34 protein-coding genes are annotated in these 23,666 nt (G+C 65.7%); 15 read left to right on the top strand and 19 right to left on the bottom strand.

Going from position 1 to position 23,666, the window contains the following annotated elements; all coding sequences use genetic code 11:
* The first annotated feature begins 74 nt into the window (after positions 1–74).
* From L978_RS04395 to L978_RS04380, 4 genes are all read left to right on the top strand, one after another.
* Positions 75–767, top strand: a complete 693-nt coding sequence (locus L978_RS04395; protein WP_047520673.1) for a hypothetical protein — start codon at positions 75–77, stop codon at positions 765–767.
* Positions 764–991 carry a hypothetical protein gene (locus L978_RS04390; protein WP_047520671.1) on the top strand — a complete coding sequence of 76 codons (228 nt, stop codon included), beginning with the start codon at positions 764–766 and terminating at the stop codon, positions 989–991. Before L978_RS04395 ends, L978_RS04390 begins: the two co-directional genes overlap by 4 nt.
* A 126-nt stretch (positions 992–1,117) precedes the next feature.
* Positions 1,118–1,522, top strand: a complete 405-nt coding sequence (locus L978_RS04385; RefSeq protein ID WP_156118223.1) for a hypothetical protein — start codon at positions 1,118–1,120, stop codon at positions 1,520–1,522.
* An 83-nt stretch (positions 1,523–1,605) separates the two neighbouring features.
* The gene (locus tag L978_RS04380; protein ID WP_231554968.1) at positions 1,606–2,190 is read left to right on the top strand and encodes an N-6 DNA methylase; all 585 of its coding nucleotides are present in this window, start codon (positions 1,606–1,608) and stop codon (positions 2,188–2,190) included.
* Between the two features lie 41 nt (positions 2,191–2,231).
* On the opposite strand, the gene L978_RS04375 is transcribed toward L978_RS04380, so the two are convergent.
* Positions 2,232–2,582: a hypothetical protein gene (locus tag L978_RS04375; protein WP_156118222.1), complete on the bottom strand. Its 351-nt coding sequence runs from the start codon at positions 2,580–2,582 to the stop codon at positions 2,232–2,234.
* On the bottom strand, positions 2,579–3,130 hold the full coding sequence (locus tag L978_RS04370; protein ID WP_047520666.1) for a hypothetical protein: 552 nt from the start codon (positions 3,128–3,130) through the stop codon (positions 2,579–2,581). Before L978_RS04370 ends, L978_RS04375 begins: the two co-directional genes overlap by 4 nt.
* Positions 3,131–3,347: 217 nt before the next feature.
* Between L978_RS04370 and dprA the strand changes: the two genes are divergently transcribed.
* Together dprA and L978_RS18245 are read left to right on the top strand one after the other, a co-directional pair.
* Positions 3,348–4,265 (top strand): DNA-processing protein DprA, encoded by a 918-nt coding sequence (dprA, locus tag L978_RS04365; protein WP_052193322.1) that lies wholly within the window; start codon positions 3,348–3,350, stop codon positions 4,263–4,265.
* Between the two features lie 181 nt (positions 4,266–4,446).
* Positions 4,447–5,124 carry a DUF4145 domain-containing protein gene (locus L978_RS18245; protein WP_052193321.1) on the top strand — a complete coding sequence of 226 codons (678 nt, stop codon included), beginning with the start codon at positions 4,447–4,449 and terminating at the stop codon, positions 5,122–5,124.
* Positions 5,125–5,167: 43 nt separating this feature from the next.
* Here L978_RS18245 and L978_RS04355 read toward each other — a convergent pair whose 3' ends face one another.
* Positions 5,168–5,884 carry a hypothetical protein gene (locus L978_RS04355; protein ID WP_156118221.1) on the bottom strand — a complete coding sequence of 239 codons (717 nt, stop codon included), beginning with the start codon at positions 5,882–5,884 and terminating at the stop codon, positions 5,168–5,170.
* A gap of 127 nt (positions 5,885–6,011) precedes the next feature.
* On the opposite strand from L978_RS04355, the gene L978_RS18240 reads away from it, so the two are divergent.
* The gene (locus L978_RS18240; protein ID WP_052193320.1) at positions 6,012–6,545 is read left to right on the top strand and encodes a hypothetical protein; all 534 of its coding nucleotides are present in this window, start codon (positions 6,012–6,014) and stop codon (positions 6,543–6,545) included.
* Between the two features lie 73 nt (positions 6,546–6,618).
* On the opposite strand, the gene L978_RS04345 is transcribed toward L978_RS18240, so the two are convergent.
* Complete coding sequence (locus L978_RS04345) at positions 6,619–7,146, bottom strand: hypothetical protein (protein ID WP_052193319.1); 528 nt, start codon at positions 7,144–7,146, stop codon at positions 6,619–6,621.
* Entirely contained in the window at positions 7,143–8,939 is a 1,797-nt protein-coding gene (locus L978_RS04340) for a hypothetical protein (RefSeq protein WP_047520662.1), read from the bottom strand. Before L978_RS04340 ends, L978_RS04345 begins: the two co-directional genes overlap by 4 nt.
* Positions 8,940–9,100: 161 nt before the next feature.
* Between L978_RS04340 and L978_RS04335 the strand changes: the two genes are divergently transcribed.
* From L978_RS04335 to L978_RS04320, 4 genes are all read left to right on the top strand, one after another.
* Positions 9,101–9,613 carry a hypothetical protein gene (locus tag L978_RS04335; RefSeq protein WP_047520660.1) on the top strand — a complete coding sequence of 171 codons (513 nt, stop codon included), beginning with the start codon at positions 9,101–9,103 and terminating at the stop codon, positions 9,611–9,613.
* Positions 9,614–9,676: 63 nt separating this feature from the next.
* The gene (locus L978_RS04330; protein ID WP_047520658.1) at positions 9,677–10,150 is read left to right on the top strand and encodes a hypothetical protein; all 474 of its coding nucleotides are present in this window, start codon (positions 9,677–9,679) and stop codon (positions 10,148–10,150) included.
* Positions 10,147–10,488 carry a hypothetical protein gene (locus L978_RS04325; RefSeq protein ID WP_047520656.1) on the top strand — a complete coding sequence of 114 codons (342 nt, stop codon included), beginning with the start codon at positions 10,147–10,149 and terminating at the stop codon, positions 10,486–10,488. The genes L978_RS04330 and L978_RS04325 overlap by 4 nt, the downstream gene beginning before the upstream one ends.
* 379 nt (positions 10,489–10,867) lie before the next feature.
* On the top strand, positions 10,868–11,311 hold the full coding sequence (locus L978_RS04320; RefSeq protein WP_047520654.1) for a hypothetical protein: 444 nt from the start codon (positions 10,868–10,870) through the stop codon (positions 11,309–11,311).
* A gap of 105 nt (positions 11,312–11,416) precedes the next feature.
* Here the strand turns inward: L978_RS04320 and L978_RS04315 are convergent, their stop codons facing one another.
* A complete protein-coding gene (locus L978_RS04315; protein ID WP_047520685.1) occupies positions 11,417–11,740 on the bottom strand; it encodes a histone-like nucleoid-structuring protein Lsr2 in 324 nt (107 codons plus the stop codon).
* Between the two features lie 122 nt (positions 11,741–11,862).
* Positions 11,863–12,348 carry a hypothetical protein gene (locus L978_RS04310; RefSeq protein ID WP_047520652.1) on the bottom strand — a complete coding sequence of 162 codons (486 nt, stop codon included), beginning with the start codon at positions 12,346–12,348 and terminating at the stop codon, positions 11,863–11,865.
* 117 nt (positions 12,349–12,465) lie between these two features.
* On the opposite strand from L978_RS04310, the gene L978_RS04305 reads away from it, so the two are divergent.
* The 4 genes from L978_RS04305 to L978_RS04290 all read left to right on the top strand — a co-directional run bounded on the left by L978_RS04305 (position 12,466) and on the right by L978_RS04290 (position 15,642).
* Positions 12,466–12,693, top strand: a complete 228-nt coding sequence (locus tag L978_RS04305; protein ID WP_047520650.1) for a hypothetical protein — start codon at positions 12,466–12,468, stop codon at positions 12,691–12,693.
* A 100-nt stretch (positions 12,694–12,793) separates the two neighbouring features.
* On the top strand, positions 12,794–14,422 hold the full coding sequence (locus L978_RS04300) for a hypothetical protein (protein ID WP_047520648.1): 1,629 nt from the start codon (positions 12,794–12,796) through the stop codon (positions 14,420–14,422).
* Positions 14,422–15,252, top strand: coding sequence for a hypothetical protein (locus L978_RS04295; RefSeq protein WP_047520646.1), 831 nt, complete (start codon positions 14,422–14,424; stop codon positions 15,250–15,252). Before L978_RS04300 ends, L978_RS04295 begins: the two co-directional genes overlap by 1 nt.
* A gap of 27 nt (positions 15,253–15,279) precedes the next feature.
* The gene (locus L978_RS04290) at positions 15,280–15,642 is read left to right on the top strand and encodes a hypothetical protein (protein WP_047520644.1); all 363 of its coding nucleotides are present in this window, start codon (positions 15,280–15,282) and stop codon (positions 15,640–15,642) included.
* 35 nt (positions 15,643–15,677) lie between these two features.
* Here L978_RS04290 and L978_RS04285 read toward each other — a convergent pair whose 3' ends face one another.
* From L978_RS04285 to L978_RS04225, 12 genes are all read right to left on the bottom strand, one after another.
* Positions 15,678–16,514, bottom strand: coding sequence for a hypothetical protein (locus L978_RS04285; RefSeq protein WP_047520642.1), 837 nt, complete (start codon positions 16,512–16,514; stop codon positions 15,678–15,680).
* A gap of 280 nt (positions 16,515–16,794) precedes the next feature.
* Entirely contained in the window at positions 16,795–18,693 is a 1,899-nt protein-coding gene (locus tag L978_RS18235) for a DNA cytosine methyltransferase (RefSeq protein WP_052193318.1), read from the bottom strand.
* Entirely contained in the window at positions 18,693–19,118 is a 426-nt protein-coding gene (locus L978_RS04270) for a hypothetical protein (RefSeq protein ID WP_047520638.1), read from the bottom strand. Before L978_RS04270 ends, L978_RS18235 begins: the two co-directional genes overlap by 1 nt.
* A 65-nt stretch (positions 19,119–19,183) precedes the next feature.
* Complete coding sequence (locus L978_RS04265; RefSeq protein ID WP_047520636.1) at positions 19,184–19,792, bottom strand: hypothetical protein; 609 nt, start codon at positions 19,790–19,792, stop codon at positions 19,184–19,186.
* Positions 19,789–20,217, bottom strand: a complete 429-nt coding sequence (locus L978_RS18680; RefSeq protein WP_156118220.1) for a hypothetical protein — start codon at positions 20,215–20,217, stop codon at positions 19,789–19,791. The genes L978_RS04265 and L978_RS18680 overlap by 4 nt, the downstream gene beginning before the upstream one ends.
* A gap of 1 nt (position 20,218) precedes the next feature.
* Positions 20,219–20,563, bottom strand: a complete 345-nt coding sequence (locus L978_RS04255; RefSeq protein WP_047520632.1) for a hypothetical protein — start codon at positions 20,561–20,563, stop codon at positions 20,219–20,221.
* A gap of 34 nt (positions 20,564–20,597) precedes the next feature.
* The gene (locus tag L978_RS04250; RefSeq protein WP_047520630.1) at positions 20,598–21,140 is read right to left on the bottom strand and encodes a hypothetical protein; all 543 of its coding nucleotides are present in this window, start codon (positions 21,138–21,140) and stop codon (positions 20,598–20,600) included.
* Between the two features lie 23 nt (positions 21,141–21,163).
* Complete coding sequence (locus L978_RS04245) at positions 21,164–21,910, bottom strand: HNH endonuclease family protein (RefSeq protein WP_047520682.1); 747 nt, start codon at positions 21,908–21,910, stop codon at positions 21,164–21,166.
* Positions 21,900–22,187, bottom strand: coding sequence for a hypothetical protein (locus tag L978_RS04240; protein ID WP_047520628.1), 288 nt, complete (start codon positions 22,185–22,187; stop codon positions 21,900–21,902). The genes L978_RS04245 and L978_RS04240 overlap by 11 nt, the downstream gene beginning before the upstream one ends.
* Positions 22,187–22,501, bottom strand: a complete 315-nt coding sequence (locus L978_RS04235) for a hypothetical protein (RefSeq protein WP_047520626.1) — start codon at positions 22,499–22,501, stop codon at positions 22,187–22,189. Before L978_RS04235 ends, L978_RS04240 begins: the two co-directional genes overlap by 1 nt.
* A complete protein-coding gene (locus L978_RS04230; protein ID WP_047520624.1) occupies positions 22,501–22,725 on the bottom strand; it encodes a hypothetical protein in 225 nt (74 codons plus the stop codon). The genes L978_RS04235 and L978_RS04230 overlap by 1 nt, the downstream gene beginning before the upstream one ends.
* Positions 22,722–23,603, bottom strand: coding sequence for a hypothetical protein (locus tag L978_RS04225; RefSeq protein ID WP_047520622.1), 882 nt, complete (start codon positions 23,601–23,603; stop codon positions 22,722–22,724). The genes L978_RS04230 and L978_RS04225 overlap by 4 nt, the downstream gene beginning before the upstream one ends.
* Positions 23,604–23,666: the final 63 nt, after the last annotated feature.

The following is a 23,666-nucleotide window of genomic DNA, read 5'->3' as shown; positions in this document are numbered from 1 at the left end:
CACCCCCACCAATGTCCCACCCCCCACCTAGTTTGTAAACGTCAGGTTCACACAACACACACAGGAGGTTCAGGATGGCTATCAACACGGAACAGCTTCGCGAGGCAGTGGCCCACTCTCGCCCGTTCATGAGCGCACTCGCGCACGGAGAATCGATCGCTGTGCTCGGCACGGTGCGCCCCGATGCGCATGGCCCCCTCGCTGAGGCGGTGCGGGCGGCGCAGCGCGACTACACGGAGCAGTACCTCACCGGTGGCAGCCGCAAGCGCTACCGCCGTCAGGTCGCCTACTACGTGACCACCGCGGACGGGTACGTGCTCGGATACACCGCCGCAGACGGAACGGCGGTGACGTGCCTGGAGGCGACCGCCTCGGTGCCGGTGCTCACCGCGGTGCACGAGGGGCTCGCGGACGCCAAGGCGCGAGGGATCTATCACGAGGCCCGCGAGTTCGGCATGCACCCTCGCGGGTACGTCGACGGCGAAGGGGTGATGTTCACGCTGTGGGAGCGTGACCCCTCCACGCCGGTCCAGGATGCCACCGTTACGCGCCAGATCGCTGGGGGCGCCCTGGAGGCCCGCAGGGAGGCATACGAGGCGATGCGTGCCGCAGATCGGCTGGGGCAACACGTCCCAACCTCCGAGCGCAATCACGCATGGGTGACCCGCGAACCCGTAGGGACCGAACCGCCCGCGACGTGGGGCGAACACCAGCGGCGCGAGGCGGCAGCGCTGTCCGCTGCACGCGAGGCGGAGGCGGCAGCATGAGCACCCTCACTCCGGAGCAGATCGCAGACCAGGCGGTCCTCAGCATCCTCGGCCCGACCGCCGACGCGGATCTGTACGCGATGGCGGTGAGCGACGTGAACGGCGGGGTGCCGACCTCTGACGACCTGCTCAACGCCGCCGCCTGGTATCGCGACCTCGACGGGCGAGGCGTCCACAAGCTGATGGCTGCTGCCGTCGCTATCGACCGGGCACAGCGAGCCTGACTCGGGGGCCGCCGATTCCAATGTCGGTGGCCCCTCATAGTCTGTAAATGTCAGGTTCACAACAACGGATTGAAAGGACACGCCATGGGTGCAGATATGTTGGTGGCAATCGCGAAGGAAGCCCGGATGAGCGCGGCTGCGAAGGCCTGGTGCGACTCCCTCGAGCTGGCCCCGGAGGTACTCGTGAAGATCGAGCAGCATGTGCTGCTTGGCAGGGTGGAGCGGCTGGAGATCTCCGAGACCGATCTTGGAAACCTGGAGCATCTGCTTGAGGAGGACGACGACGGGGAGGAAGCCGCGCTGCGGAATCTCCTCGAGCTCGCCGTGGTGACACTCGCTGCGGGTCGGAGGGACGTGACGACCCTCTTCCTCCACAACACCTGGTGGGCGGTCAGCGGTGGCATGTCGTGGGGAGACACCCCGACAGATGCCTACGACTTGCTCACCGCCGTCGACGCGATGGGCGTCACGGATCGGGCAATGTCGGTGCGCGAGGTGAAGGCGGCGTACGCCGCGATGGTGAGCGCCTGATGTCGTCGAAAGAGATCGTGAAGCTACTGCGCGCGAACACGGGCGAGCGAGATCTCCACACCGTCTTCGGCGACTTCTGTTCGATGAGCGCAACTGCCCTGCGCAACCGCTTCGACCCCAACGGCCACGAAGAGCGGGAGGAGCAGTACGAGCGGACACGCGAGCGGTACTCGGAGGCCCAGTGGACGCGGTTCGCCGAGGCGCTGGGCGCCGTGACGATCGAGCTGGTCACCGAGCCGCGCGACGTGCTCGGCGAGGTCTACATGCAGCTGGAGATCGCAAGCCGCGACCAGGGACAGTTCTTCACCCCGTACAGCGTCTGTCAGCTGATGGCCGCCCTGCAGGTACCGGACGCCGCCGAGCAGCTGCAGACGCGCCCTTTCCTGACCGTGTACGAGCCCGCCTGCGGCGCGGGTGCCATGGTGATCGCCGTCGCCCAGGAACTCACCTCCCAAGGCGTCGACTGCTCCACACAGCTGCACGTCACAGCCGACGACCTCAGTACCACCGCCGTGGCTATGTCCTACATCCAGCTCTCGTTGCTGCAGATCCCGGCCATCGTGAACCACCGGAACTCTCTGACGCTGGAGCATTTCGACGCCTGGCCGACTGCGGCGCACGCTCTCGGAGGATGGGACCGGAAGCTCTCAATGCCCCTAGCCGGCTGATGCATAGCGAGGGGTTCCCGTCGTATGTGACGGGAACCCCTCTAGGCGGCTACGAACAGGAGACGGCCCTCATTGAGCAGATCGAAGATGACCGAGACCAGAGGCGGAACACCGAGCACACCAACCGTTGCGAAGACCATGAGAACGCTCGCGGAGTACTTCTCTGAGGTGCTGCGCGGCATGGAGTACCAGCCCAAAATCGCGACGAGATAGACGGTCTGAACCACGATGCCGACGAGGTCTGAGCCCGATTGCACCCAGCCTCTTTCCGCCCACTGAACGACGGCAAGAACCGCCGTCGCTGCAGCCATGACATAGATCGCCACCATCAACCACCGAGTTGCACGGCTGGGCTTTGCCTCTCGCTCTGAGTGCACGGCTTCGATGCTCACCGCGTCGACCGATCAGTCTCGGTACCCCGGCGCACTTCCACGGCTGGCAGCTTCGCCGCGTCGGCTTCGTGGAGCCGCTTAGCGCGACGCGCCTCCGCGACGCGTTCGTCGTCGGCGGCCACCGCGAGCTGCATTTCGGTGAACTTGTTGACGAGCTGGATTCGCTTCTCCAGATCCTCGGGCGGGAGCAGCTTCGGCCCATGGGTGGCGAGGAGATAGAACGCCCCTGCCGAGACGCCGCCGACGACCAGGGCCAGCATCACGCCTCCCGGGTAGCACAGCACACCGACACACCAGCCGACGAGCACAGTCAGCAGTAGACGGACGAGAACGAAACTGCGTGCGTCATGCCTCCGCATCGGCCAGGGAAGCCCCGCGACGGCGTAGGGAAGCATGTGCTCCGTGTCGAAGAACTGCGCTTCGACACGACCGATCTGGTGATCGATGAGGTAGTACAGCTCCTCGTGCTCAACAGCCTTGGCGCGCTTCGACTGATGAAAGTTCTCGTATCGCTCGATGCGTCTCGTCAGGGTCAGTTCATCGGCCACAGCGGCCTCCTCTCGGCTCGGATGGCCCGGTGTGGACCCCCTCACCTACAAGGGGTGGGCAGAAGGGCCCGAGGTCGACAAATTGCACGCCACGGCAGACCGGAGAGGGGCGCGATTCACCGGCGGGCGGACGGGTGCGCTGAGCGGCGATCCGAATGTCGGTGGCCCCTCGTAGGTTGTAAATGTCAGGTTCACAACTAAGAAGTAAGGATCTCCGATGAACACGAGCACACTCCCCCAGACAGACGTCCTCCACGCCCGCGCGGCCATCAGCACGATCATCGAACCGGGCGACACCGTCGCGGGAACACTGATCGACGCCCTCGGCCCGGTTGCCGCATACGACGCGATCACCGGCAACGGCCTCCGCGCCGCCCTCCAGGACGCCGGAGTCGACGAGCGCACCGCCACCGCCTCCGCCGCCCAGTGGGCACCCCGCATCAGCTCGTCAACGATCGCCGAGAACCTCGCCTCCCTCGAGCGAGCGGGCGCGACCCTGATCGATCCCGACACGATCCCCGCACTGGCCGACCTCGGCACCCAGCGCCCCGTCGCCCTGTACGTCCGTGGCGACGCCTCCCTCCTCACCAACCCGCGGCCGATCGCCGTCGTCGGGGCCAGGGCCAGCACGGCGTATGGAGAATCCATTACGAGCGAGATCGTCTCTGACCTGGCCGCACACCAGGTCACGATCCTCAGCGGCGCGGCCTACGGGATCGACGGAGCCGCACACCGCGCCGCGCTCGCCGCGGGGATCCCCACCATCGCCGCGATGGCGGGCGGGGTCGCACGCCTCTACCCGGCCGGACACTCGGCGCTGATCACCCGGATAGCCGAACACGGCGCCGTAATCTCCGAAGTCCCCATGGATGCCGCGCCGACGCGCTGGCGGTTCCAAGCTCGGGGAAGGATCCTCGCGGCTCTCGCGCGGGTGACCGTTGTGACGGAAGCAGGGTTCCGGTCGGGATCCATCAGCACGGCGGCCCAAGCCGTGGCTCTGGGACGCCCCCTGGGCTCGGCACCTGGTCCGCTGAGCTCGACGACGTCAAGTGGGTGCCACCGGCTGATCCGCGAGTTCGACGCCACTCTGATCACCAGCGCGCAGGATGTGATCGAGCTACTCGAAACGGCGTGAGACAAGGGGGCCAGGGGGACTCCCTGGCCCCCTTGTGAGAGGAGGGCAGCTATCGCTGCTCTACTCTCAGATCGTGTCGAACCGTCTCTTGAAGCTCGCCGGTTGGGTTCTCCACGCGAGCTGGCCTCCCATCCCCTGCCCCGACTGCGGGGAGGGAATCATCAGGCCAGCCGGCGATCTCATGAAGCTCCACGACCCCGCGTCAGAACAACTACTCGCGCACATCACCGCGGGCATGGCTGGCACGGGCGAACTCACCGGCACCTGCTCAGGAACATTCCGGTGTAGCGACCCCGAGTGCGGGCGCGCCGTCCTCATCAGCGGCGACTGGTCATACGACGTCGACGTCGACACCCTCACCAATGGAACGCGATGGACGGACTTCATCCGTGTCCGATACGTTTCCCCGGCCCTGCCGATCTTCACCCCACCCGCGAAGACCCCCGAGAAGGTCACTGCCGCGATCCACGCCGCGTCCGAGCTGCTCTGGATCAACCCCAACGCCGCAGCCAACCAGCTCCGCCAGGCCATCGAAGAACTCCTCACCAGCAAGCGCGTAAGGCGCACAGAGATCACCAGGAAGAAGAAACGGCGTCGACTGAGCGCCCACGATCGCATCGAGCTCTACCGCGCAGCGGATCCCGCAAACGCGGACATCGCCGACACCCTCGAAGCCGTCAAGTGGATAGGCAACAGCGGATCCCACGAAGCCACCCTCACCATCGCCGAGGTACTCGAAGGTGCCGAGCTTCTCGAGCACGCCCTCAAAGAGCTATACGACCCCACAGGGAGCCTGCGGCGAGCGCGCATCAAGCAGATCAACAAGGGCAAGGGCATCCCCCGCACCAAGCAAAAGTGATCCAAGCCCCTGCGCTCGCCGCAGATGGTGGACCGAGTGGAATCTACCTGCTCTCACCCCATTCGAGGGTGTCCGGTTGCTCCTCGTTCTGGGCAGATTCTCGCAGCTCGAGGAACGTGCGCTTGGAGGGATGATCGGGGTGTGAGGTGAAGTAGGTCGCCAGTTCTTCCCACTGAGATCCGATGGGCCACACCTCAAGGTATTCAGCCCACGTTTCGGCGATCTTGACCCACGCGGTTGCGGCGGTGGCTCTGGCTTCGTCCAACTTGAGGAGTGCCTGTCCTGTGGGGAGGCCGGGGAACAGCCCGCGAGCACCAGCATCCTCGGAACGCCAGAGGCGATATGTGCCGGCATGCACCGCGTTGAGGAACTGCAGGATGGTGTGCGCGGCAGTGAGGGATGGTCCGTAGGCGTCAGCCTGGTCGAACCGCCAGGGGCCCCAGTACGTCGTGGACTGGATGACGGCGAGTTTGCCGGAGCTGATCGCTTTCCGCTGCAGCTGGATCCGCCACCCTTTCCGGAGAATCGCTTCGAGTGAGCAGCGGATCGTGGGGGTGACCATGAACCAGCCGCCGGCGTCGACCTTGAGGTCAGCGAGATCCGCGCGCTCGTCCTCGTCCTCAATCTCTTCGCAGTCAGCAGCGCTCACCTCGGGGTCCACCATGATGGTCCAGACATCGTAGATATCCCGGAACGCCTTCTGGATGTGTAACCCGTTCAGATACCGCTCGTCTTCACACGGGTAGTACTCGTAGGACATCGTCGGAGCCATCACACGCCTCTCTTCGGGGTGAGCGTATCGCGACCGCCTCCGCGTGAACGGTGAGACAGGCGGTAGGTCAGAAGGTGGCCCCCACGCTGTCGGCGCTGGATTGTAGGGTGCGTGGATGGTCGATCTGCGCCCGCTCATTCGCAAGCACCACGCGGAGATCCGCGCGTTTCGTCGATACCTCTTCACCGACGCGGCCGACTCCACAACCACGATCGCTGCCGAGGACGGACTCGCGATGATCCTCTCCGGGGAGAGCCAGACGCTGCAGCGGTTCGGGCCAGTGAAGTCCTTGACCGATCGGCACGCGCAGTTCACGATCGTTGCCGACGTCGTCGAGCAGGCCGTGATGCTCGAGGACGACCAGCTCAGCGGTTCTCTGCTGACCTTCTCCGTGGCCTCGCATCATCGCCAGCTGCGCTCCCGGCTCACCGTCAACCTCGAGGAAGCCGTCGCCTGGATCCGCGCGATCCTCGGACCCGACTGGAGCGAGCACGTCTACGCCGGCGGCGCCCTCTCGACAACCGGATCAGGCCGAGGACCGCAGCGACTCACCACCCAATTCTTCTACCTGTTCATCACCCCAGCAGGAGTGCCCCACAACCCACCGGCCACGTTCCGCCTCGCGACGACACCCGTTCGCGACTACTGACCGACAACGCGCTCGCCGCAGAGTCGATGGGTCCGGCGGCATGTCCTCCGTTTGGGGGACAGCGAGGCTGTGACTAGAGATCTGACTTGCGGGGGCGAGCCATCTTGAGTCCCCGCGGCCATCCGGTCTCTCCGGTGCGGCGAAGGCCGGGAAGATCGTCCTCATACTGCTCGGCCATCTTCTCGTTGACCGCGACCGCTCGCAGCTCGGCGTCCGCGGCGTCGAGCAGGACGACCAGGTGTGGTGCCAGGTCTCGGCGTAGCGCTCGCCCACTTTTGGTCCCCGGTCGCGCTGTGCTGTGATCGGCGACATGCCAGACCGTGCGCCCGGCGGTGACGGCGATCGCCGCGTTGCGATCCGCGCTCATGTAGTACCTGGTTTTCGGTCGCGCTCCGATGAGGAGCGGCATCGTGATCAGGAGGAGTGGGAAGAAGATGATCGATCCGACGAGTAGGCCACCGCTCAGGATGCGATCGCCTGCCGGGGCGGTGTTCTTGGCGGCCCCATGTCGATAGCCGCGGACGGTCCATACGGATGTGCGTAGCCCGTCGCGGATCGGGCGGGCGTCGAGGTATCCGGGGACGCGGGGCGGGCGGCTCATTCTGCTTCGAACATTCCGGGTTTGAAGAGTTGGCCTCGGCTGATCCGCAACTGACGATCCTGGTCTGCGCCGACGACGATTCCTCGGATGCGATCGGTGCCTGCGGGGGTCATCGGGGTGCCGTTGGCCCATTCGAGGAATGCGGTGATGGCTGCGGAGAGGTTCGACGGTCCGTGCCCCCAGTAGCCGTGTGTGAATCCGCCGGGGTGCGCTGTGCCGAAGGGCATCAGGTGCAGCTTGCCGTTGATGCTGAGCATGATGGGGCCGTCTTGCGTGTCGGACTCGACGATCAGCTCGTCGAACTCTTTCAGGTGGTCCAGGGGGCGGTCTGTCAGAGGTGCGACCGGCACGGCGATTGTGACCCGCGTGAAGCGCCGTTCCTGATAGCCGCGGAGATGCTGAGTAAGCACGTAGTTGCCGTCGCTGTCGATGAGGGTCAGTGGCTTCTGGTCGTGCTGCTCCGAGGAGGAGTGTTCATGTTCCTTCGACTCGAGGAGCCTGGCGTCGGGTGAGCGGTGGTGCGGGGCTAGTTCCAGAGCATCCAGATACTCGTTCCAGGAGGTCGCCCAGTCCCCGCGTTCGAAGGTGCGGAGCTCGTAGAACACGGGGCGGATCACGCTGTCGCCGTACGATTCCGTGATGAGTTCGTCGTTGAATCGGTGAATCATCACGTCCAAGGCACGTTCCAGCGCATGGGCGAGGGCGGGCGTTGGTATCTCGCCGTACGGGCCGTAGACGGCATAGTGCAAGCGGCCGAGCACGTCGGCAGCTTCTTGGCGGTCGGCGCGGGGCGCGGTCGCCTCGTCGAGGAGTGCCGGCGTGATCTCTGCACGAAGTTGGTCGAACGCTGGGTGCTGTGTGGTGGCGATCGCGGCGACATGATCTGCCGCGGTGTTTGGGAGGTAGGCGTGATAGTCCGCGCCGGATGCGTCCCAACTGATGATCTTGTTGAGGCGAGTGGTCGCCAGTTTGAGAGCGGCCGTTGTCGTCACATAGCCGCTGCCTGTGTACGTGTCGGAGCGGGATGCCAGGTGGGCAAGGAGCGATGCGGCGGTGGCCCGGTTGTAGTTGTCATCGACGTCGACGACAACGGTGGAGTGCGTGCGTCCCGCTCGGTGCCAGGAGTCGACCGCCTCAACCGTGGGGACATCGAGCACGGGGACGGGGGCGCCGAGCTTGGCGTGCAGCGTCGACCAGGGAATGGGTTCCTGCTGACCGTCTTCCTCCTGGCCTTCTCGAGCGGAGGTCGGGTACCAGGCTGACGGGTCGCGGTGGATCGGCTCAGTGATCACGACTACTTCACTCGCCTGGAGATCCTCGAGTCGCACCCAGGCGACGCTGTACTCGTCGACGCCCAGAACCCGTGCCGCCTCGTGGATGAAGGGCAGCAGATCCGTACCGAAGGAGCTGAACGATGAGACGCGGTCGCCGATGCTGTTCAGGTACGGCCCATCCCGCTCGATCGTGCTGCGCAGCTGGGTGATGAGTCCGACGAGACCGGAGTCGACCTGGAGCAGCTGCACGAAGGCCCGCTGCCCGCGGTCCTCGATCACTGCGTCGTTGACTCGGGCGAACGGTGTCGCCTGCGTCGAGTAACCGTAGATGCTGCGGGAGGTCTGTCGTCCCTGTCGACGGGCTGCGACTTCCTCGACGTAGGTCCCGGGCCATCCACGCTCGGTGCCGTCCTCATCCTCGATCGGGGCGATGAGTGCGCCGCTGGTTGCCATCTGGGAGACACGCGCCGGCGTCAGGTCTAGGCGCTTCGCCACCTTCTTGCGTGAGAACAGTCCCATGGTGTCAACCTCTCGTGTGGAGCCTGGTGTCTACTGCTGCCAGCCAGGCTAACGATTTCGTAAGCCTGAGTCAATCAAGAACGAAAGTAGGGTCTTGCGTTCCCAGTCAGCTCCGATCTATTCTGTAAATGTCAGGTTCACAACAAAGATCGGATGTCGTCATGACTACCACCCCGCAGGCCGACCAGCTCATCGCCACCCGCGTCCACAAGGGAGCGAACCCCACCGAATCCGCCCAGTTCCTCAACGAACTCGCCACCACCCACACCGGCGACAACCTCGCCAGCGCGCTGGAGTACCAGGGCTTCGCCAGCGCCGAGAGCGCAGAGCGCGCCGCGCACGCCCTGGAGATCGAGCGCATCGACAACCACGTCACCGCGGTCGCCGCCCTCCTCCCCTTCCCCGTCGAGGTGGAGGCCGAGATGGGCGGACTCTTCACCCTCCAGATCCTCCTGGGCACCCGCACCCCCGACACCGCCCCCGACCGGGCAGGCATCAACCCCCACGTGCTGCGCGCCACCTGGTGGATCGAGACCGCCGACGGCGAGATCTCCGAAGACTCCGGCATCCCCGCCACCGCCGACCCCGCCCTCATCGCCTACTGGCTCACCCAGCGCGCGAACGCCCTCGGCTGCCCCGCCGCCGCCCACTCCCCCGAACCCCTCTCCGCGTAAGCAACCCGGGGGCCTGGCGGATCCCCCCAGGCCCCCGGGCACCAACCAGTGAAAGGACCAGCCATGACCATCAGCTCATCCCGCGTGGTCTACATCGGCCGACGACTCCTCACCGGACAGAAGATCGCCTACTGGTACCGCGAGCTCGACGACAGCAACACCCTCGGAGCCGCCAAGGGCGCATTCCAGCCCTACCAAGCCGGCGTCCCCATCGGCGCCATCCTCGAAATCCGCCAGCCCGGCGACGACCCCACCAAGATCCTCATGAACGGCCCCAACGCACCCCGCGTCGTCGACTCATGGCCCCACCCCGCAGACATCGAAACCTGGCGACTCGACGACCTCGCCGACGCACAAGCCGCCTACGCCGCCCAACGCGCCCACAACGCGCTGCGAGACATCCCCGATACCTTCGAACAGGCCCTCGACACTCTCGCCACCCACTTCGCCCGCTTCACCGCCCCCCAGAGGGCAGCCATGCTCCCCTTCGTCCAAGCCCGCATCCTCAGCCACCCCACACGAGAAGAACCAGCGTGACCCCACCCCCCGCCGACCCCCGCATCGCCGACCTCCTCGAAGCGCTCGCCGCCACCATCCCCGGCAACACGACCACCTGGACAAGCCGCGGAATCGAAGTGACCGTCTACGGCCAACGCCGCTACGAACTCCACACCCCCACCCCCTGGGCCGTCATCACCATCGCAGGACGAATCCGCCCCATCCACACCTGGCAACAACTCCTCGACCACATCGACGCGCTCGCCGCAGGTAGTGGTGGAGTGTCGGGAGCTGCTGAGATCATCTCCGGGGAAGACGCCACCGAGCATCCGAGCCAGACCCAAAGGAGCCTTCATGACTCACGACAAGCCGATTGACCGAGCGGCTGCCTCTGGCATCACGCGGCCAAACATCGGAAAGGTCTGGCGCAGATCCGCGTGCACCGAAGAGTGCCGCAACGTTCAGTCAGAGCACCCCGGGACCGATCGGGTCGGTGACATCAGGCGCTGTGAGCACGGCAGGATCTACCGGTGTTCTCGGGTCTGGCGCATGAATTCGCTCGGCGCGGCATACCCCGCGTTTGACCATGCAGAATGGGCGAGGATCTATCCGCTGCTACGTCCATTCCTGTACCGGCGAGCGATACGGGCCTTGTCCGAGCCGCCTATTCCTGGCATCTGATGATCGCCAGCGTCTGACGGCGACACCCTCGCCCCCTGCCCCCCGTACGATCACAGCTGACGAGAGGAACAACCGATGGCAAACGCCGGCATCTCCCAGAACATCTTCATAGTCGCGGTGCTCGTGTCGGCGATTCCGGCGTTCATCGCGATCCTGGCCGGGTGGATGCGCTCGCCCTCCACCGCAGTGCAGCGCCGGGGCTCTGTCGCGATCCTCATCAGCATCATCGCCCTGGGGGTCACCTTCGTGCTCTCAGCGGTCGGACGAGCCATCGAGGGCAGCTACCTGCTGGCCGGAGCCTTCACCCTCGGAGCCATCCTGATGGTCCTGGCTGGGCTGGTCTCCCGCACGAGTCTGCAGATCGTGAACCATCGCGTCGCTACCGGCGAGACCCTTGAACTTACGCCCGAACAACGCCGCCGGTCCAAGTTGCTCCTGCGGGCTATGACGGCGCTCGTTGTCGTCATTCTGGCCCTCATCATCGCGAACATCGTCGTCGGCATTCTGAGCGTCGTCTAACGCTCACCCCTCGCCCCGGCGATCCTGGCCGGCGGCACGGAATCACCCCTGAGCGGCCACCTGGGCCGTTCTGGAGGCCTAACAGCCGCTCGGGGCGGGGGCTTGCTATCGCGTTGCGTACGCTCTCTCGACCTCGAGGGGAATCCGACCACGATCGGACACCGTGTGTCCGTTCGCCCTCGCCCACACTCGGATCGCATCCACGTCTCTGCGTGCGCCTCTTCGAGGAGCAGCGGCCGAGCCGCCCTGCTTCCGCGCTGCGTCTATGAACGGAGCGACCGCATCTCTCAGCTGCTGAGCATGCTCCGCGCTGAGGTCGATCTCGTACGACTTTCCGTCGAGACCAAACCGAATGCTCTCGCCCTCGCCATCGCCGAGTTCGGTCCCATCCAGGTCGTCGACGAGCTGGTGAATAATCCTTCGAGCCATCTGCACACCATATCGACGCGTCCGACCAATATGTCGACTCCGCGCCAATGCGACCACCCCTTATAGGTGTGAGAGCAACTCCGCAGAAAAGCAGCCACCCTCATGCCGCGAATGTCAATCGGTCAGCGGCGAGCGCGCGCTTCGTCGACGGCGTCATTGGCGTCCGAGGTGTCGATTCTGAGCAGTTCGGAGATCATCGTGAGCTCGGTGCCTTTCCAGCGATTGCGGCCGCGCATGCGGTTGCCGAAGGTGACGCTGTTCAGTCCGAGCTTCTCCGTGAGCGCTCGTTGCGTGTCGATCTCGGGCTTGCCGTCGCCGGCCAGGATGCTCGAGCGGAGGCGCTCGGCGAACGTGCCGGCTCCAGCGTCGTCGACGAGGGTGCGCGGGCGGCGGCCGCGAGCCGAGGGGGCGCGATTCGATCTCGCCTTCATGTACTCGAGGATGGCGGTCTCCGAGTAGAGCGGCGAGTTCTTGACGTAGCCGACGGGTGCGGGGAAGGCGTCGTCGGTGGAGCGGAGCTTGTAGACGTAGCTGATGCCGACGTCCATGAGCTCAGCGATCTGCGCACTGGTGAGTGCGGTGTCGTCGTGGGGCTTGCCGGCGCTCATCGGTCTCCTCGCGGGTTGGTCTTTACGAATATAACTAGGCGGGGTGACGAGAGGGGCGAGTTCCGACACGCCGGGCGACTACACGCGGTAGGAACTCAGTTCCGTAACCTCGTTCCCATGGCTGCCAAGAATCCCGATGAGATCCGTGAGGAACTGCGTCATATCGCCGAGGAGTTTGCGCGCATCGAGAAGCTGCGCGAGCACCGCGACCAGGTGATCGCACAAGCGCGTGAGGCCAACCTCACCCAGCGCGAAGTGGCGCTGCTGCTGCAGATGACCGAGCGCGGTGTGTCGAAAGCTCTGACCAGCTACCGGCTGCGCACGGCCACGGCGATTGCTTCGTAGCTCGGCGTCGGATGATCCCCTCTTCCGCGAAAAGTGCTTGCATTTTTCATGCAATCTTCCCTAATATAACTTCTGTGACGAACTGGAAGGAGACCACGGCATGATCGACATGAACATCGACTACCGACCGAAGCCGTGGACCCCCAAGGCCATCCCGACGATCTGGGTCGACCAGACGTCGGGGCAGGGCGTCACCCAGGACGGCACGCCCGTCAAGCCGGTCATCGGCGATCGCCGCAAGAGCCCGAACCTCACGGATCTCCTGGACACCGCCGCCGGATACGGTGCGAACCGCATCATGCTCACGGGCAAGCGCCCGGAGCCGGCCCCGGGGATCCGGCACTGGCTGTACGTGCAGACGCCGCGGTGGAAGCCCGGCTCGCATTGGATCAACAACGGCCCACCCACCGGCCGGTTCGAGCATGAAACGACCGGCTTCAAAATCGAGGTTCGCACCGCTGAGGAGTGGTTCGGAGACAGCTCTCTGACGCCCTCGCAGGCGCGTCAGGCGTGGGACGCCACGGCGGCGATTCTGCGAGCTGCAGACGAGCGCGCACGGCTGTTCAACAGCCCTGCGGCCACAGGGGCGAACCTGTGGGCGCTCTCGCTCCCCCGCAACATCAACCCGGTGCCCGTGGATCCCGATATCGCAGACGAGATCCACGCGACCAGCGGACAGCACCACTACGACCACCTGGTTGCCGGAGCGGACTTCTCCGACTACGAGGACTGCGTCCCGCTGATCGATCCCTCCCAGACCAAGAAGATCACCGAGTTCACCTACGTTGACGGCCGCTTCATGTACGCCGGCGTCGGCCGCGAGCTCGGGATCGGCCCCGCCAGTCGTCTGAACCGTGCAGCGGCGTACGAGCTGCTCGAGCAGGATCCCTACGCGCGGGCTCGCTTCCATGTGCGCTTCACGGTCCCCCAGGACTGGAACCATGTCGGGCTGCTCGGGGTGAAGCACCAGGATCTCGACAAGGGCTGGGTGTACCCCAACCGCCCCGGTGCGACTGCAGACACATGGGCTGACGGGTCAGAGATCCACGTCGCTCTTTCCCAGGGCTGGCAGATCGTCCCCCACGAGGCTGTTCTCTTCACGAAAGCACGCCCCCTGGACACCTTCACGGAGCGGATGACGCGTGCCCGCGAGCGGGTGCAGCAGCACCCGGATCTGCACCCGGCGCTGCGCAAGGCGATCATGTCGGCGCTGCGCGCCATCGTGCTCCACTCGATCGGCGCGTTCGCCTCCGGTGGCCGCGACGAAACACGCGTCGCCACGAGCGCTTTCGATGTGCCGGCGGAGTACCAGCGCGGCATGGTCCGCCAGGGGAAGCTGTTCGTCTACCGCGTGCCCAGCTCCCGCAACTCGCGCACCGAGAGCTTCTACCACCCGGAGCTTGCAGCTCAGGTCTGGGGGCGCGCTCGCGCTCGCGTCCTCTACGGCCCCAGCGCGCTCGGCAATGGCACCTCTGGCGCCCTCAACGTTGATCCGTCGACGCTGATCGGGATCCAGGGTGACGCGTTGTTCACGACGACGCTGCCGACCTGGTCGCTGCCGGTAGAGAACGGTGGCGGCGACGACGGGAAGACGGGGCGTCTGCGCCTGCAGGGCTACCTCAACGGCTCGTACACGACCCCGGAGACGCGACGGCAGCGTGCAGCTCTGCAGAGCCGCGCAGAGCGCGCTGGCACCGCCGCGGCGATCACCCCTGAGGGGGTGGCGTGATGGCCGATCAGCAGAACGCCCAGGATCTCGTCCGCTTCCTCCGCGGCCGCGGCGTGACGACGTCGGAGATCGCGGCCGAGCTTCACCGGTCCCCGCGTATGGTGCGGAAGATCCTCAACGGTGAGACGAGCGGTGCGCTGTATCGCGACACCCTCGAGGAGCTCGCATCGACAGGACGTGTGACGAAGGTGCCGCCGCGTCGCCGCCTCAAGGACGGATCTCTGATGCCGGTGCGCACCAAGGCCGGCGCCGAGTCGAAGACGGTGATTCCCGAGGATCCGGGCGGCCGCTACACCGAGGATCGTCAGGGTGGCCGCATGCAGATCTCGACGACGTACATGGCCGAGGGTGGGCGTCAGATCGACGCGAAGATCCCGAAGGGCCGAACGGCGAAGGGACGCGCTCAGGCAAACGTCGACCTGGTGCAGATGATCCGCAACGCTGCGAAGGGCCAGGCGAAGGACAAGCAGAAGCAGATCACCGCTCGTGTGACGTTCGCGAACGGCCGCCAGATGGAGGTCAACACCTACAACGCCTCCACGATGCTCAAGCGCGTCAACGAGGCCGGAGGCGACACCCTCGGCTGGCTGGCCCGGGAGTCCGAGCTGCGCTACGTCAACCTCGATGTGTCGGAGGTTCCGATCACCGGCGTCACGCTGAACGTCACCCAGATGCCCAAGACCGAGGCGTACGACCGCAACCAGTCCCGTGGCCGCTCTCGCCTGCCCCGCACGCTCACCCCCGCCGAGCGCAAGCTCAAGGCGGAGCGCGAAGCAGCTGCCGCGAAACGCGCCACCCGGCGCCGCGGTGGCCGAGGAACGAACTCATGACGACGACCGTGAAAGGAGGGCAGGCACATGGCGACTAAGAACAGCGGGGCCGCGAAGGACTCCAAGTCAGAACGGCCGACGACCCTCAAGCGCGCGCCCCGACCCGCCGCCGACCAGGACGTCGACCCCGTCGACACCCCTGCGACGTCTGCGGCCCCCGCTCCCGCCCCCGCGGAGCCGACCACTCCCCGCACTGGGAAGAAGCGCGGCCCGTACAACGTGCAGCGGGTCAACAAGGTGCCCGCGTCCTACCGGCTTCCTCCGGATGTCATCGAGCTGATCGATACGGCGCGCAACGAAGCTGCGGAGCGTGGCGACCGGCTGACCAAGGATGAGGCGATCACTATGGCGGTGCGATCGTTCTGGGGGAAGCGGCGCCAGCGTCGGTAACGGGTCGAAGGCGTGGGGGCGTGGTCGAGCAACGGCTACGCCCCCTTCTTTTTGGGTCGACGCAGGCGCGGGTTGAAGGCGAGTGCGCTGTTCTCAACTCGAAGGTGCGCTCTGCCTGAGGTGTCTGAGACGACGTACTTGCCGAACGCGATCACGTGTCGGCCTGTGAGGTTCGTCGAGTCGTCGATTCCGAGGCGGTACATGTTCGTCTTGTCAACGAGGATGGCGACGTCATCTGCGGCGCGACGGAGCTTGAGGAGGAGACTCCCGTAGCCGGTGGTGCGCACCTCTTTCACCTGCCCCCAGAGGATGATCGATCGATCTTTGTAAGTGGTTTCGTCGGCGTCGGCAGCTTCCACGATGAGGTCGGCGGCGGCCTGGGGTGCGATGGTGCCGATGACGATCTCCAGGTTCGCGGGGATCTTCTTGGCGAGGATGTTCATCAGGAGCGTGGAGAACAAGCGGTCATCAGCGGTGTCCTCGAATCCGCGTGAGGCGTCAGCACGGCGGCGACGGGTCTTGTTCCCGGGCTTCTTGTCGTCGGGGCGATGCCGTCCGTCAGGGCCTTGGGACGCACCGTCATCGGGGAGGCGCATCTTCCACCGCACTGGCCTGAGCCCCTGGTCGACCTGGTGGCCGGCGTCGCCGGGTTGATCATCGCTATGGCCCGATGCGCTGTCGCAGCCTGGCTCGTGATGGGCGGCGAAGTGGGCGGACATCACCTTGCTGTGGAGCGCCTTGATCTGGACCTTCGCACCGCATTCGTCACCGGCAGGCAGCTCCCCCGGGCACCACAGAGGAGGTGGCGAAGCTTCATCACGGATCATCTCGATGGTGAACAGATCGCCTGCGTCGTCCCGTGCGACATCCATCGCGGACCCCCTCCGTTGTTGCGACCATGATCCCTGACGGCGCAGACACGCATGCCCGGGCTCGCCGATCAGGCCGCGACGGCGGAGCTCTACCGGCTGGTGGGTACGTGCTCTGGGCAGTAGTCGGCTACCCCGATAGGTGAGGCCTGCGAGATCCACCCGGCCAGGGAAGCGTCTTCTCGGGCGGCCTCCATCGTGGAACGGGTGGTCACGAGCTTCGTGGGGCAGAGCTCGCCGCCTGGGCGGCGGTCGCACGTGAGCGCGACGACCCGGTATCCGGTCACGCGGCGAGCTCCAGCCATTCGTATCCGGCATCCGCGATGGTGAGGTCGCCGAGGGCGATGCGGCACATGTAGCCGAGGTAGCAGGCGACGTTCGCTGCGACCGCGTTGCCGGCGTGCAAGGTGTTGACGGAGCCGTTGCCCTTGAAGACGTAGTTGCGGGGGAAGCGCTGCGCGTTGGCGTGCTCGCGCCACTGCAGCATCCGGAAGCGGTAGTCGTTGACGTCGACGGCGTCGATCTGTTCCATGGTCGCTTCGATGCGCGGGCGCTTGGTCGGGGTGACGAGAGAGACGTTCGCCTTCGATACGACCGTGGGTGCCGGCTCGGTGAGCGGCTTGTTCATGTGCCCGATGGCCTTGTAGTCCAGGCCCCCGTGGTGCTTGGAGAGGAACGCTCCCTCGAGGGAGGCGATCCCGTGGTGGTTGCCACCCGCGGTCATCGTCGGCGCCGGTGCCGCGTCGGCCGCGTAGGGGTGGGAGTTGTTGCGGAGGGTGATGCCGATCGGTGGGGTGACGAGGTTGTGGTGACCGCCACCAGCGGTGATCGTGCCGAGGGGCATCAGGTTCGGGTCGCTGTTGCGGTGCTCGGAGCCCTTCACGGCACCGTACTGGTGCGAAATGAACGTGCCGGGGGTGACGAGGCCGTGGATGCCGCGATCGCTCGCTGTGCGGGTCGGCATGGGAGCGTCGATACCGGTCACCCGGGAAGCATCCGGGCCGTTGTAGTCGCGGCGCTGCACCATGTACGGCGTGACGATCGCTTCACCGAGTTTCGTCGATCGGGGCATCGGCGCAGCTGCGGGGTCGAAGGTGCGGCCGTCGTCGCCGCCGTGGTTCACCGTGGTGACGTACGGATGCACGATCGCATCGCCAGGCCCGGAGGTGCGCGACATCAGAGGATCGCTCGCCGGCCAGACGCGGTGGTAGCCGTTCGGGTCGCCATGGCGCTTGTGCGTCGGCTTCGCTGAGTCCCATGTGTGGCCCTGGTGGCTGACGATCTCAGGCTCGCCGTTGAACATCAGGGCGCCGACGCGGATCCGGCGCATGGTCGCCGCCGCGAGCGGGCGGGTGCGGTCGCCGATGCGGGTGCCCAGGTCGGTGAGGTCGAGGGCGTCGAGGGCGGGCAGCACGTACGGCTCGACGGTGGGGTGGCCGGGGATCGGGCAGGCGTAGACGTACTGGGCGCGATACTTGCCGATCGTTCGGCCTGGCTTCTTCCAGGACTGCACCAGGCGCACATCCGCTGCGCAGTCCGAGCAGTACCCGTAAGGGCGGGGCGATATGTCGGGGAACGGGATCCCAGTCAGGTAGAACACGAAGTAGATGCGATCGCGCCATTGCGGCGCCGGTGCGTTCTTCTCCGACCAGATGTGCGCAGCCGACACAGACAGGATCTGGTGCTCGTAGCCGAGGGATGCGAACCCAGCGAGCCAGACCTCGAACATCTCCCACTGGGCGACCTCGACGACGTTCTCGACGATCACGATCGGGTAGCGCTTTGCTTCCGCCATACCGAGCACGGTCATCATCGTGGCGCGCGACCGCTCCCCTGCAGCATCCGGCACGTACTCGTCGAAGAGATCGAGCATCTCGCGGTAGCTGTGCTTCTTCCGGCCTCCAGCAGGCGAGTGCCACTTGCACTCCGGCGAGGCCTGGTAGATGTGTGCGCGCGGCCGACGTCGCGGATCCTGCACGAGCAAGTCGGTGAGGAGGTGATCGGTACCGGCGTGGTTCGCGGAGTGCGTCTCGATGGCCTTCTCGTCGTGGTTCGCCGCCTGGACGACCGTGATGCCGGCTTCGACGAGGCCCTGGGACTCGCCGCCGGCACCGCAGTAGTCGACGACTGCGGTGATCTCGGAGGCGTCGGCGAGGCGCCCCATCATCGGTATGGCGAGCATCAGGCCTTCGCTCCCTCGGAGCTGAGGACGCCGCGGGCGGTCGCTCGAACGTTTCGCTCGATGGTCTGCACGTCCACGACGCGTCTCATCGACAACTCGTATTTGCCGGACTCCAGTGCTGCGAGGATCCCCTCAGGCCCGGCGCCCCCATCCCGGTTGCTGAGATCCCATCCACCGCCGAGCGTGTTGAGGGACGAGCGAACGAGGCCCGGACCTGCGCCGTTGCGCTGCCCATTCATGTGGCCGGTCACGGTGTACTCGAGCGTGCCCTTGGGTTCGAATGGCGCTTGGCGGACGGCCACGATGTGCTCGGGGTTCCGATCGATGACCGTCCACCACGCCCGAGGGCGAGAGTCGGGGGTGAATCGGATCCGATCGCCGATCGCGACGTCCGTGATATCGACTGTCTCGGTGTTGATGCTCATTGTTCGTACTCCTGCTCTTCCGACTTCCGGCTACTGTTCTGGGGCGTTCTCGCGAGCACGCGGTGTTACGTATCGGTCTGACTTGCCAGGGCCGTATTGGCCATTGCGACCTCAGTTCTCTGCACTGCCCGGGCAACGGAGATCGTGGCGGCGAGAGTCAGCGGGAGGGGATCACGTCGACGGGGCTTGGCGACGGCGCGGAGGCTCCGGCCATGCGGGATGAGGAGCCCCCACCCATCGGGGAGGTCGTCGCGCACGATGGATCGATCGCTGACCACCAGCCAGAAGTAGTGGCAGTGCTGCACCCAGGCCTCTGCCTTGGCAGGGTCGGCGAGTTCGCTCAGCCAGTCCGAGCGCGACACCTTGACCTCGAAACCATGGATCGAGTAACGCTCGAGCCAGTTCCGACGCCCGCGTTCCGTCTCGGTGAGCTCGGCGTGGGGGCAGCCCCATGTGTCGAGTACCAGCGCGTCGGCGATCCGGGCCGAGCTATGGGAGCCGCCCGGGCTTGTCGCGACTTTCTCGGCGATCACGAATTGCCGGCCGGTGTATGGACCGTTCATGTATGTCCTGCCGTAGCGCACGCGGAGACGGTCCAGCATCGTGCGCTCGGTCTCCTTCGGCCTGGTCGGTGCCGGCGGCGCTTCGAGGCCAGCGAGCGCGAGCGTGCTCATCGGTTCTGTTCCTGAGCGGCGAGGTACTCCGGCTGCAGGGCTTCTTCGCCCGCTGCGCTGGCTTCGAATGCGGGGAGGACATCTTGTTCAAATCGCGCGCAGACGTCTTCCCACTCGCCCTTGCGGAAAGCGATGAATGTACCTACGGCGTTGTTTGCGCGTTCGATCGCGATGCTGTCAGGACGGGGAGCGTCCATATCGGCACGGATCCAGAGTCTGCACGGGAGATTCCCTTTCTCTGCTGCTGAGCGAAAGTTCGACCAGGTGAAGACGAAAGCCGATTGCAGGCGTCCATCTGCGTGATCGCGGAGGAAGTAGAAGCCCCCGCGGCGGAGTTCTTCCGCTGGAAACGGCTCCCGAAACCCGTGTGCGAAGAAGAGCCGTCGAATCATGCGGGCGGTCGGGTGATAGGAGTTGGCAACCACGTCATCGGTTTCTGGCTTGCGCCGGAGTCAGGGTCGGCGTTGATCGCTGGCCGGTTTCAAGAACGAATGCTTCGGCGTCGACGTCGGGGGTGATCTGGTTGGGGCTGGTCCGATAGATGCGCTTCACGACGACGCTGATTCGGTCGTGGCGGTGAACGGTGAGCTGAGCGAGCTCTGCGAGGTTGCCGTCGGCGTGGACGTTGACGCCGGGCTCTTCCGGCGTCTCGATGTGGAACGATACGTGGGAGATGCGTTCGGGCAGCGACCTGGTGAGAACCGGGGCGGTGCTGACAACACCGGTGACGGTGAGGTCAGTGGCGGTAGAAGTGTGTTCCATCGTGGACATCGGACTGCTCCTTTCGGGTGCCTCGATCGGTTGGTCAAGGCCAGATGAACTCGGCGGGCGTCGGCAGCGGCACGTCGGGGTATCGGTTTTCGTACTGGGAGTCCTCGAGCATGCTCGTGTAGTCGTTCGCGAACTGATCGGGGTCTGCCACACCGGCGCTGACCGCGTGAGCATGGGCGTCTTCCCATGCGTCGCGCGGCTCACGCGTGGTGTGGGCCGCTTCTTGCTGTGTGCACGTCGGGCAGTAGTCCTCGTGGCTGAACGGTGGGCGGGTCCAGCCGAGGGCGCCGAGCATGACTCGGAACTGCTCCAGGCCCTCGTCGCCAGAGCTCTCGAACTCCGCGAAGGCACGAACGAGCTGGCCGCAGCCATCGCACTTGAGCGCCCAGGCGTCGATCGGCGTGAATCCGGTATCGGGGATCGTGAACATCTCAGGCCCGGCCGCGGTGTGACAGCTGTGGCTGCACGGTTTTCCGAACAGGTCCGATGCGGGGCAGTCGACGCACGCCGCAGCCGAGCACGCCGGCGAGATCTCTGCGGCCGAGAGCGTCTCGGTGCGAACGTCGTCGGTGGTCATGATCGTCTCCGAATCTCTAGCGGTCAGGCGCTGCAGCTGGTGAGGGTGGACCGCAGCGCTGCAGCATCAACGGCGGCGATGGTGAGGTCGTAGGCGTAGAGAACCATCACGTACCGCGCCGAGAACTCGCATGCGGCAGTCGCGCTGGTTGGCATCCATCTGCTCGGCGTGAACTCGCCCTTCTGCTGATTCGCGGTCGTGATCTGCAGGTTCAGAGGATCGTTCGCGAACTGCTCTCGCTTCTCGGGCGTCCACCCCTCAGCACCAGAGATCCAGCCCACGTAAAGAGAGACCACGTGGTCGGCTTGCGCTGGCTGGTAGCCCTGGCTGACGCGGACAAACTGGACGGTCTCCTCGGTGTACCGGTCGTAGAGCACGCCGCTCAATACGACGCAGTCGTGGGTGCCTGGCTTGAACGTGATGTCGGTGAGATCTCGCGCAAGGATGTCGTTGCGGGTGTCGCAGCCGTTGCGATCCACGTCCGCCCATCGCTGCCCGAAGTAGTCGCGCACGTACTTCTTCGTTGAGAACGGTTCAGCGATCGTCAGCTGCTCCAGCTGTGCGAGAGCGTCGCCCGTGTCCGTTCTGATCGGCGCTGCGGGCGCGGGCGATTCCGGGGCAACCGCTCCAGGTGCTTCGGAAGTAGCCGCGGGGACCAGCACCTGTCGCTCCACCACGGTGGCGTCCTGGGCCAGGTTCGCGAATGCGACGATCGCGACGGCGACCAGTCCAGCCGCAGCAGTGATCGCCGAGCCCGTCCTACGCCTCATCAGCGGCACCCCGCTCCGCAGCATCGAACCGGAGAGCCGCAGTAGCGACCTGCACACGTCCCGCGTCGAGGAGATCGAACGCCGCAGGGTCGGGATCAGCCTCCTTCACCACGGTGGCCATCACCCGCAGCTCATCAGCGAGAACGAACAGCGCCGAGCTCGCCCGAGTGTCGTCGAGCTGTGCGGCACGCGCCGCCTGGCGATCAGCGTTGGAAGCGAGGTCAATCAGAGTTTCATACACGAACGTCAGCGAGCTTTCTACGGCGATGGAAGTCATCACAGCCCCAAGGGGAGGCTGCGGTCGGATTCGTCACGCAGAAGGCGCTGGAAGGCCTCCTGCATGCGATCGGTCAACGGGGCGCCGTCCTCGCGGACTGCGGTGATCTGGAACTGCAAAGCACTCCACCCGACCGTGATCACGGTGCCGCAAGTGGCAGACAATCGCCGCGCCAGGTCTCCGTACTGATCGGCCGACGACGGATCGATCTCGATGGTCGGTGCATCATTCAGCCGGTCAGCGATGATCTGCTTGACCAAAGCCCCCTTGCCCGAGCCGACCAACCCGAGCGGCATCACATTGTTCTTGACCATCAGCTTCTCCTCTTCGCCTGCCGCAGCATGGCGCGGGTGATTGGCACCTCAGGGCCCTGCTCACGCAGCAGGTAGTAGTGCGCGTACGCACGGTGGGCGAGGAAGCACGTCAGCACCTCGCGATCGCGATAGTTCGGGCATCCCCCACGGCTCTTGCAGCCGTCGACGAATCCCGCCGGCGTGCCGTGCGCGGCCGCCTCGAGCACATCCAACGTCTTGCTCACGCCGCAGCCTCCTTCGGCTGACGCAAGCGCTGCACCGTACGACTGCAGCGGTGAACTCGCTCCGCGAGCTCCTCAGCCGACATACCCAGCTCGGTGCCCTTCTCGATCACAACCTGCCGCTCAGCCTCAGACAGGGGCACACGGTGGCCGCGCAGCGCGAGCTCAACGGCAACCTCGTCGATCAGATCCGGATCCGCCTCAACGGCGTCAGGCGCCTCATCCGCGTCGATGTCATCCCACGCCATCGGCGGCGCCCACCCCATCTGCCGCGCTCGCCGGATGGTGCGGTCGCGGACGGCGCATTCGGCGAGGGTGGTTGCGGGCGGTTCGGCGTTCCAGATCTCCTCGTAGAGCGCAGAGAGTGTCTGATGGACCCAGGCCCGTACCCGCTCGACCTTGTAGATGTTCTCGCGTCGCCTATCCGACCACTCCAGCCGGCGGGCGATCTCCTCGAAGCTCCACCCCCGTGCTGCGAGAGCGCGGATGCGGCGCTGGACGCCGCGGGCGGTGACGAAGAGGTGGCCGGGGACGAAGTCGAGATCGGCGTCGACGGCGAGGATCTTGTTTGCCGTGGCCGGGTAGATCTTGTGAGTGGGAGACGCGGATTCGATGTCGAAGAGGGTCTCGGTGGTGACGCGGGCCATCGCAGCGATCGTCGCGCGAGGGATGCCAGCGACCAGCAGGTCGATGATGTGCTCCTGCACGGGGCGGACGGGCACCTTGCTGGAGGTGGGAAGACCCTGCTCCAGGAGGGCTTGGCGTGCGCGGCCGCGCTCTGTGTTTGCCTCGCAGCACGGGACGCAGGAGCACTTGTGGGCGCGATAGCACGTGGGGGTCTCGCCGTGCTTGTGGTCATCGGGGCAGATCTCGTTTCGCATCTCGCATCGTCCTTCCCTGCAATCTTCCCTAATATAACTAAGTTATATTCCCGAATGTAACTT

The organism is Microbacterium sp. ZOR0019 (genome assembly GCF_000800925.1).
Lineage (GTDB): Bacteria > Actinomycetota > Actinomycetes > Actinomycetales > Microbacteriaceae > Microbacterium > Microbacterium aurugineum.
This window is presented reverse-complemented; position numbering and strand designations above follow the sequence as displayed.

Excerpts from the sequence above, each read along its gene's own strand:
- L978_RS18245 (WP_052193321.1), top strand. The coding sequence starts at position 4,447 with ATGAAGCTCCACGACCCCGCGTCAGAACAACTACTCGCGCACATCACC.
- L978_RS04315 (WP_047520685.1), bottom strand. The coding sequence starts at position 11,740 with ATGGCTCGAAGGATTATTCACCAGCTCGTCGACGACCTGGATGGGACC.
- L978_RS04395 (WP_047520673.1), top strand. The coding sequence starts at position 75 with ATGGCTATCAACACGGAACAGCTTCGCGAGGCAGTGGCCCACTCTCGC.
- L978_RS18240 (WP_052193320.1), top strand. The coding sequence starts at position 6,012 with ATGGTCGATCTGCGCCCGCTCATTCGCAAGCACCACGCGGAGATCCGC.
- L978_RS04225 (WP_047520622.1), bottom strand. The coding sequence starts at position 23,603 with ATGCGAAACGAGATCTGCCCCGATGACCACAAGCACGGCGAGACCCCC.
- L978_RS04345 (WP_052193319.1), bottom strand. The coding sequence starts at position 7,146 with ATGAGCCGCCCGCCCCGCGTCCCCGGATACCTCGACGCCCGCCCGATC.
- L978_RS04245 (WP_047520682.1), bottom strand. The coding sequence starts at position 21,910 with ATGAGGCGTAGGACGGGCTCGGCGATCACTGCTGCGGCTGGACTGGTC.
- L978_RS04270 (WP_047520638.1), bottom strand. The coding sequence starts at position 19,118 with ATGAGCATCAACACCGAGACAGTCGATATCACGGACGTCGCGATCGGC.
- L978_RS04340 (WP_047520662.1), bottom strand. The coding sequence starts at position 8,939 with ATGGGACTGTTCTCACGCAAGAAGGTGGCGAAGCGCCTAGACCTGACG.
- L978_RS04335 (WP_047520660.1), top strand. The coding sequence starts at position 9,101 with ATGACTACCACCCCGCAGGCCGACCAGCTCATCGCCACCCGCGTCCAC.
- L978_RS04250 (WP_047520630.1), bottom strand. The coding sequence starts at position 21,140 with ATGACCACCGACGACGTTCGCACCGAGACGCTCTCGGCCGCAGAGATC.
- L978_RS04240 (WP_047520628.1), bottom strand. The coding sequence starts at position 22,187 with ATGACTTCCATCGCCGTAGAAAGCTCGCTGACGTTCGTGTATGAAACT.
- dprA (WP_052193322.1), top strand. The coding sequence starts at position 3,348 with ATGAACACGAGCACACTCCCCCAGACAGACGTCCTCCACGCCCGCGCG.
- L978_RS04255 (WP_047520632.1), bottom strand. The coding sequence starts at position 20,563 with ATGTCCACGATGGAACACACTTCTACCGCCACTGACCTCACCGTCACC.
- L978_RS04310 (WP_047520652.1), bottom strand. The coding sequence starts at position 12,348 with ATGAGCGCCGGCAAGCCCCACGACGACACCGCACTCACCAGTGCGCAG.
- L978_RS04290 (WP_047520644.1), top strand. The coding sequence starts at position 15,280 with ATGGCGACTAAGAACAGCGGGGCCGCGAAGGACTCCAAGTCAGAACGG.
- L978_RS04390 (WP_047520671.1), top strand. The coding sequence starts at position 764 with ATGAGCACCCTCACTCCGGAGCAGATCGCAGACCAGGCGGTCCTCAGC.
- L978_RS04320 (WP_047520654.1), top strand. The coding sequence starts at position 10,868 with ATGGCAAACGCCGGCATCTCCCAGAACATCTTCATAGTCGCGGTGCTC.
- L978_RS18235 (WP_052193318.1), bottom strand. The coding sequence starts at position 18,693 with ATGCTCGCCATACCGATGATGGGGCGCCTCGCCGACGCCTCCGAGATC.
- L978_RS04235 (WP_047520626.1), bottom strand. The coding sequence starts at position 22,501 with ATGGTCAAGAACAATGTGATGCCGCTCGGGTTGGTCGGCTCGGGCAAG.
- L978_RS04285 (WP_047520642.1), bottom strand. The coding sequence starts at position 16,514 with ATGGATGTCGCACGGGACGACGCAGGCGATCTGTTCACCATCGAGATG.
- L978_RS04300 (WP_047520648.1), top strand. The coding sequence starts at position 12,794 with ATGATCGACATGAACATCGACTACCGACCGAAGCCGTGGACCCCCAAG.
- L978_RS04380 (WP_231554968.1), top strand. The coding sequence starts at position 1,606 with ATGAGCGCAACTGCCCTGCGCAACCGCTTCGACCCCAACGGCCACGAA.
- L978_RS04295 (WP_047520646.1), top strand. The coding sequence starts at position 14,422 with ATGGCCGATCAGCAGAACGCCCAGGATCTCGTCCGCTTCCTCCGCGGC.
- L978_RS04265 (WP_047520636.1), bottom strand. The coding sequence starts at position 19,792 with ATGAGCACGCTCGCGCTCGCTGGCCTCGAAGCGCCGCCGGCACCGACC.
- L978_RS04305 (WP_047520650.1), top strand. The coding sequence starts at position 12,466 with ATGGCTGCCAAGAATCCCGATGAGATCCGTGAGGAACTGCGTCATATC.
- L978_RS04330 (WP_047520658.1), top strand. The coding sequence starts at position 9,677 with ATGACCATCAGCTCATCCCGCGTGGTCTACATCGGCCGACGACTCCTC.
- L978_RS04385 (WP_156118223.1), top strand. The coding sequence starts at position 1,118 with ATGAGCGCGGCTGCGAAGGCCTGGTGCGACTCCCTCGAGCTGGCCCCG.
- L978_RS04355 (WP_156118221.1), bottom strand. The coding sequence starts at position 5,884 with ATGTCCTACGAGTACTACCCGTGTGAAGACGAGCGGTATCTGAACGGG.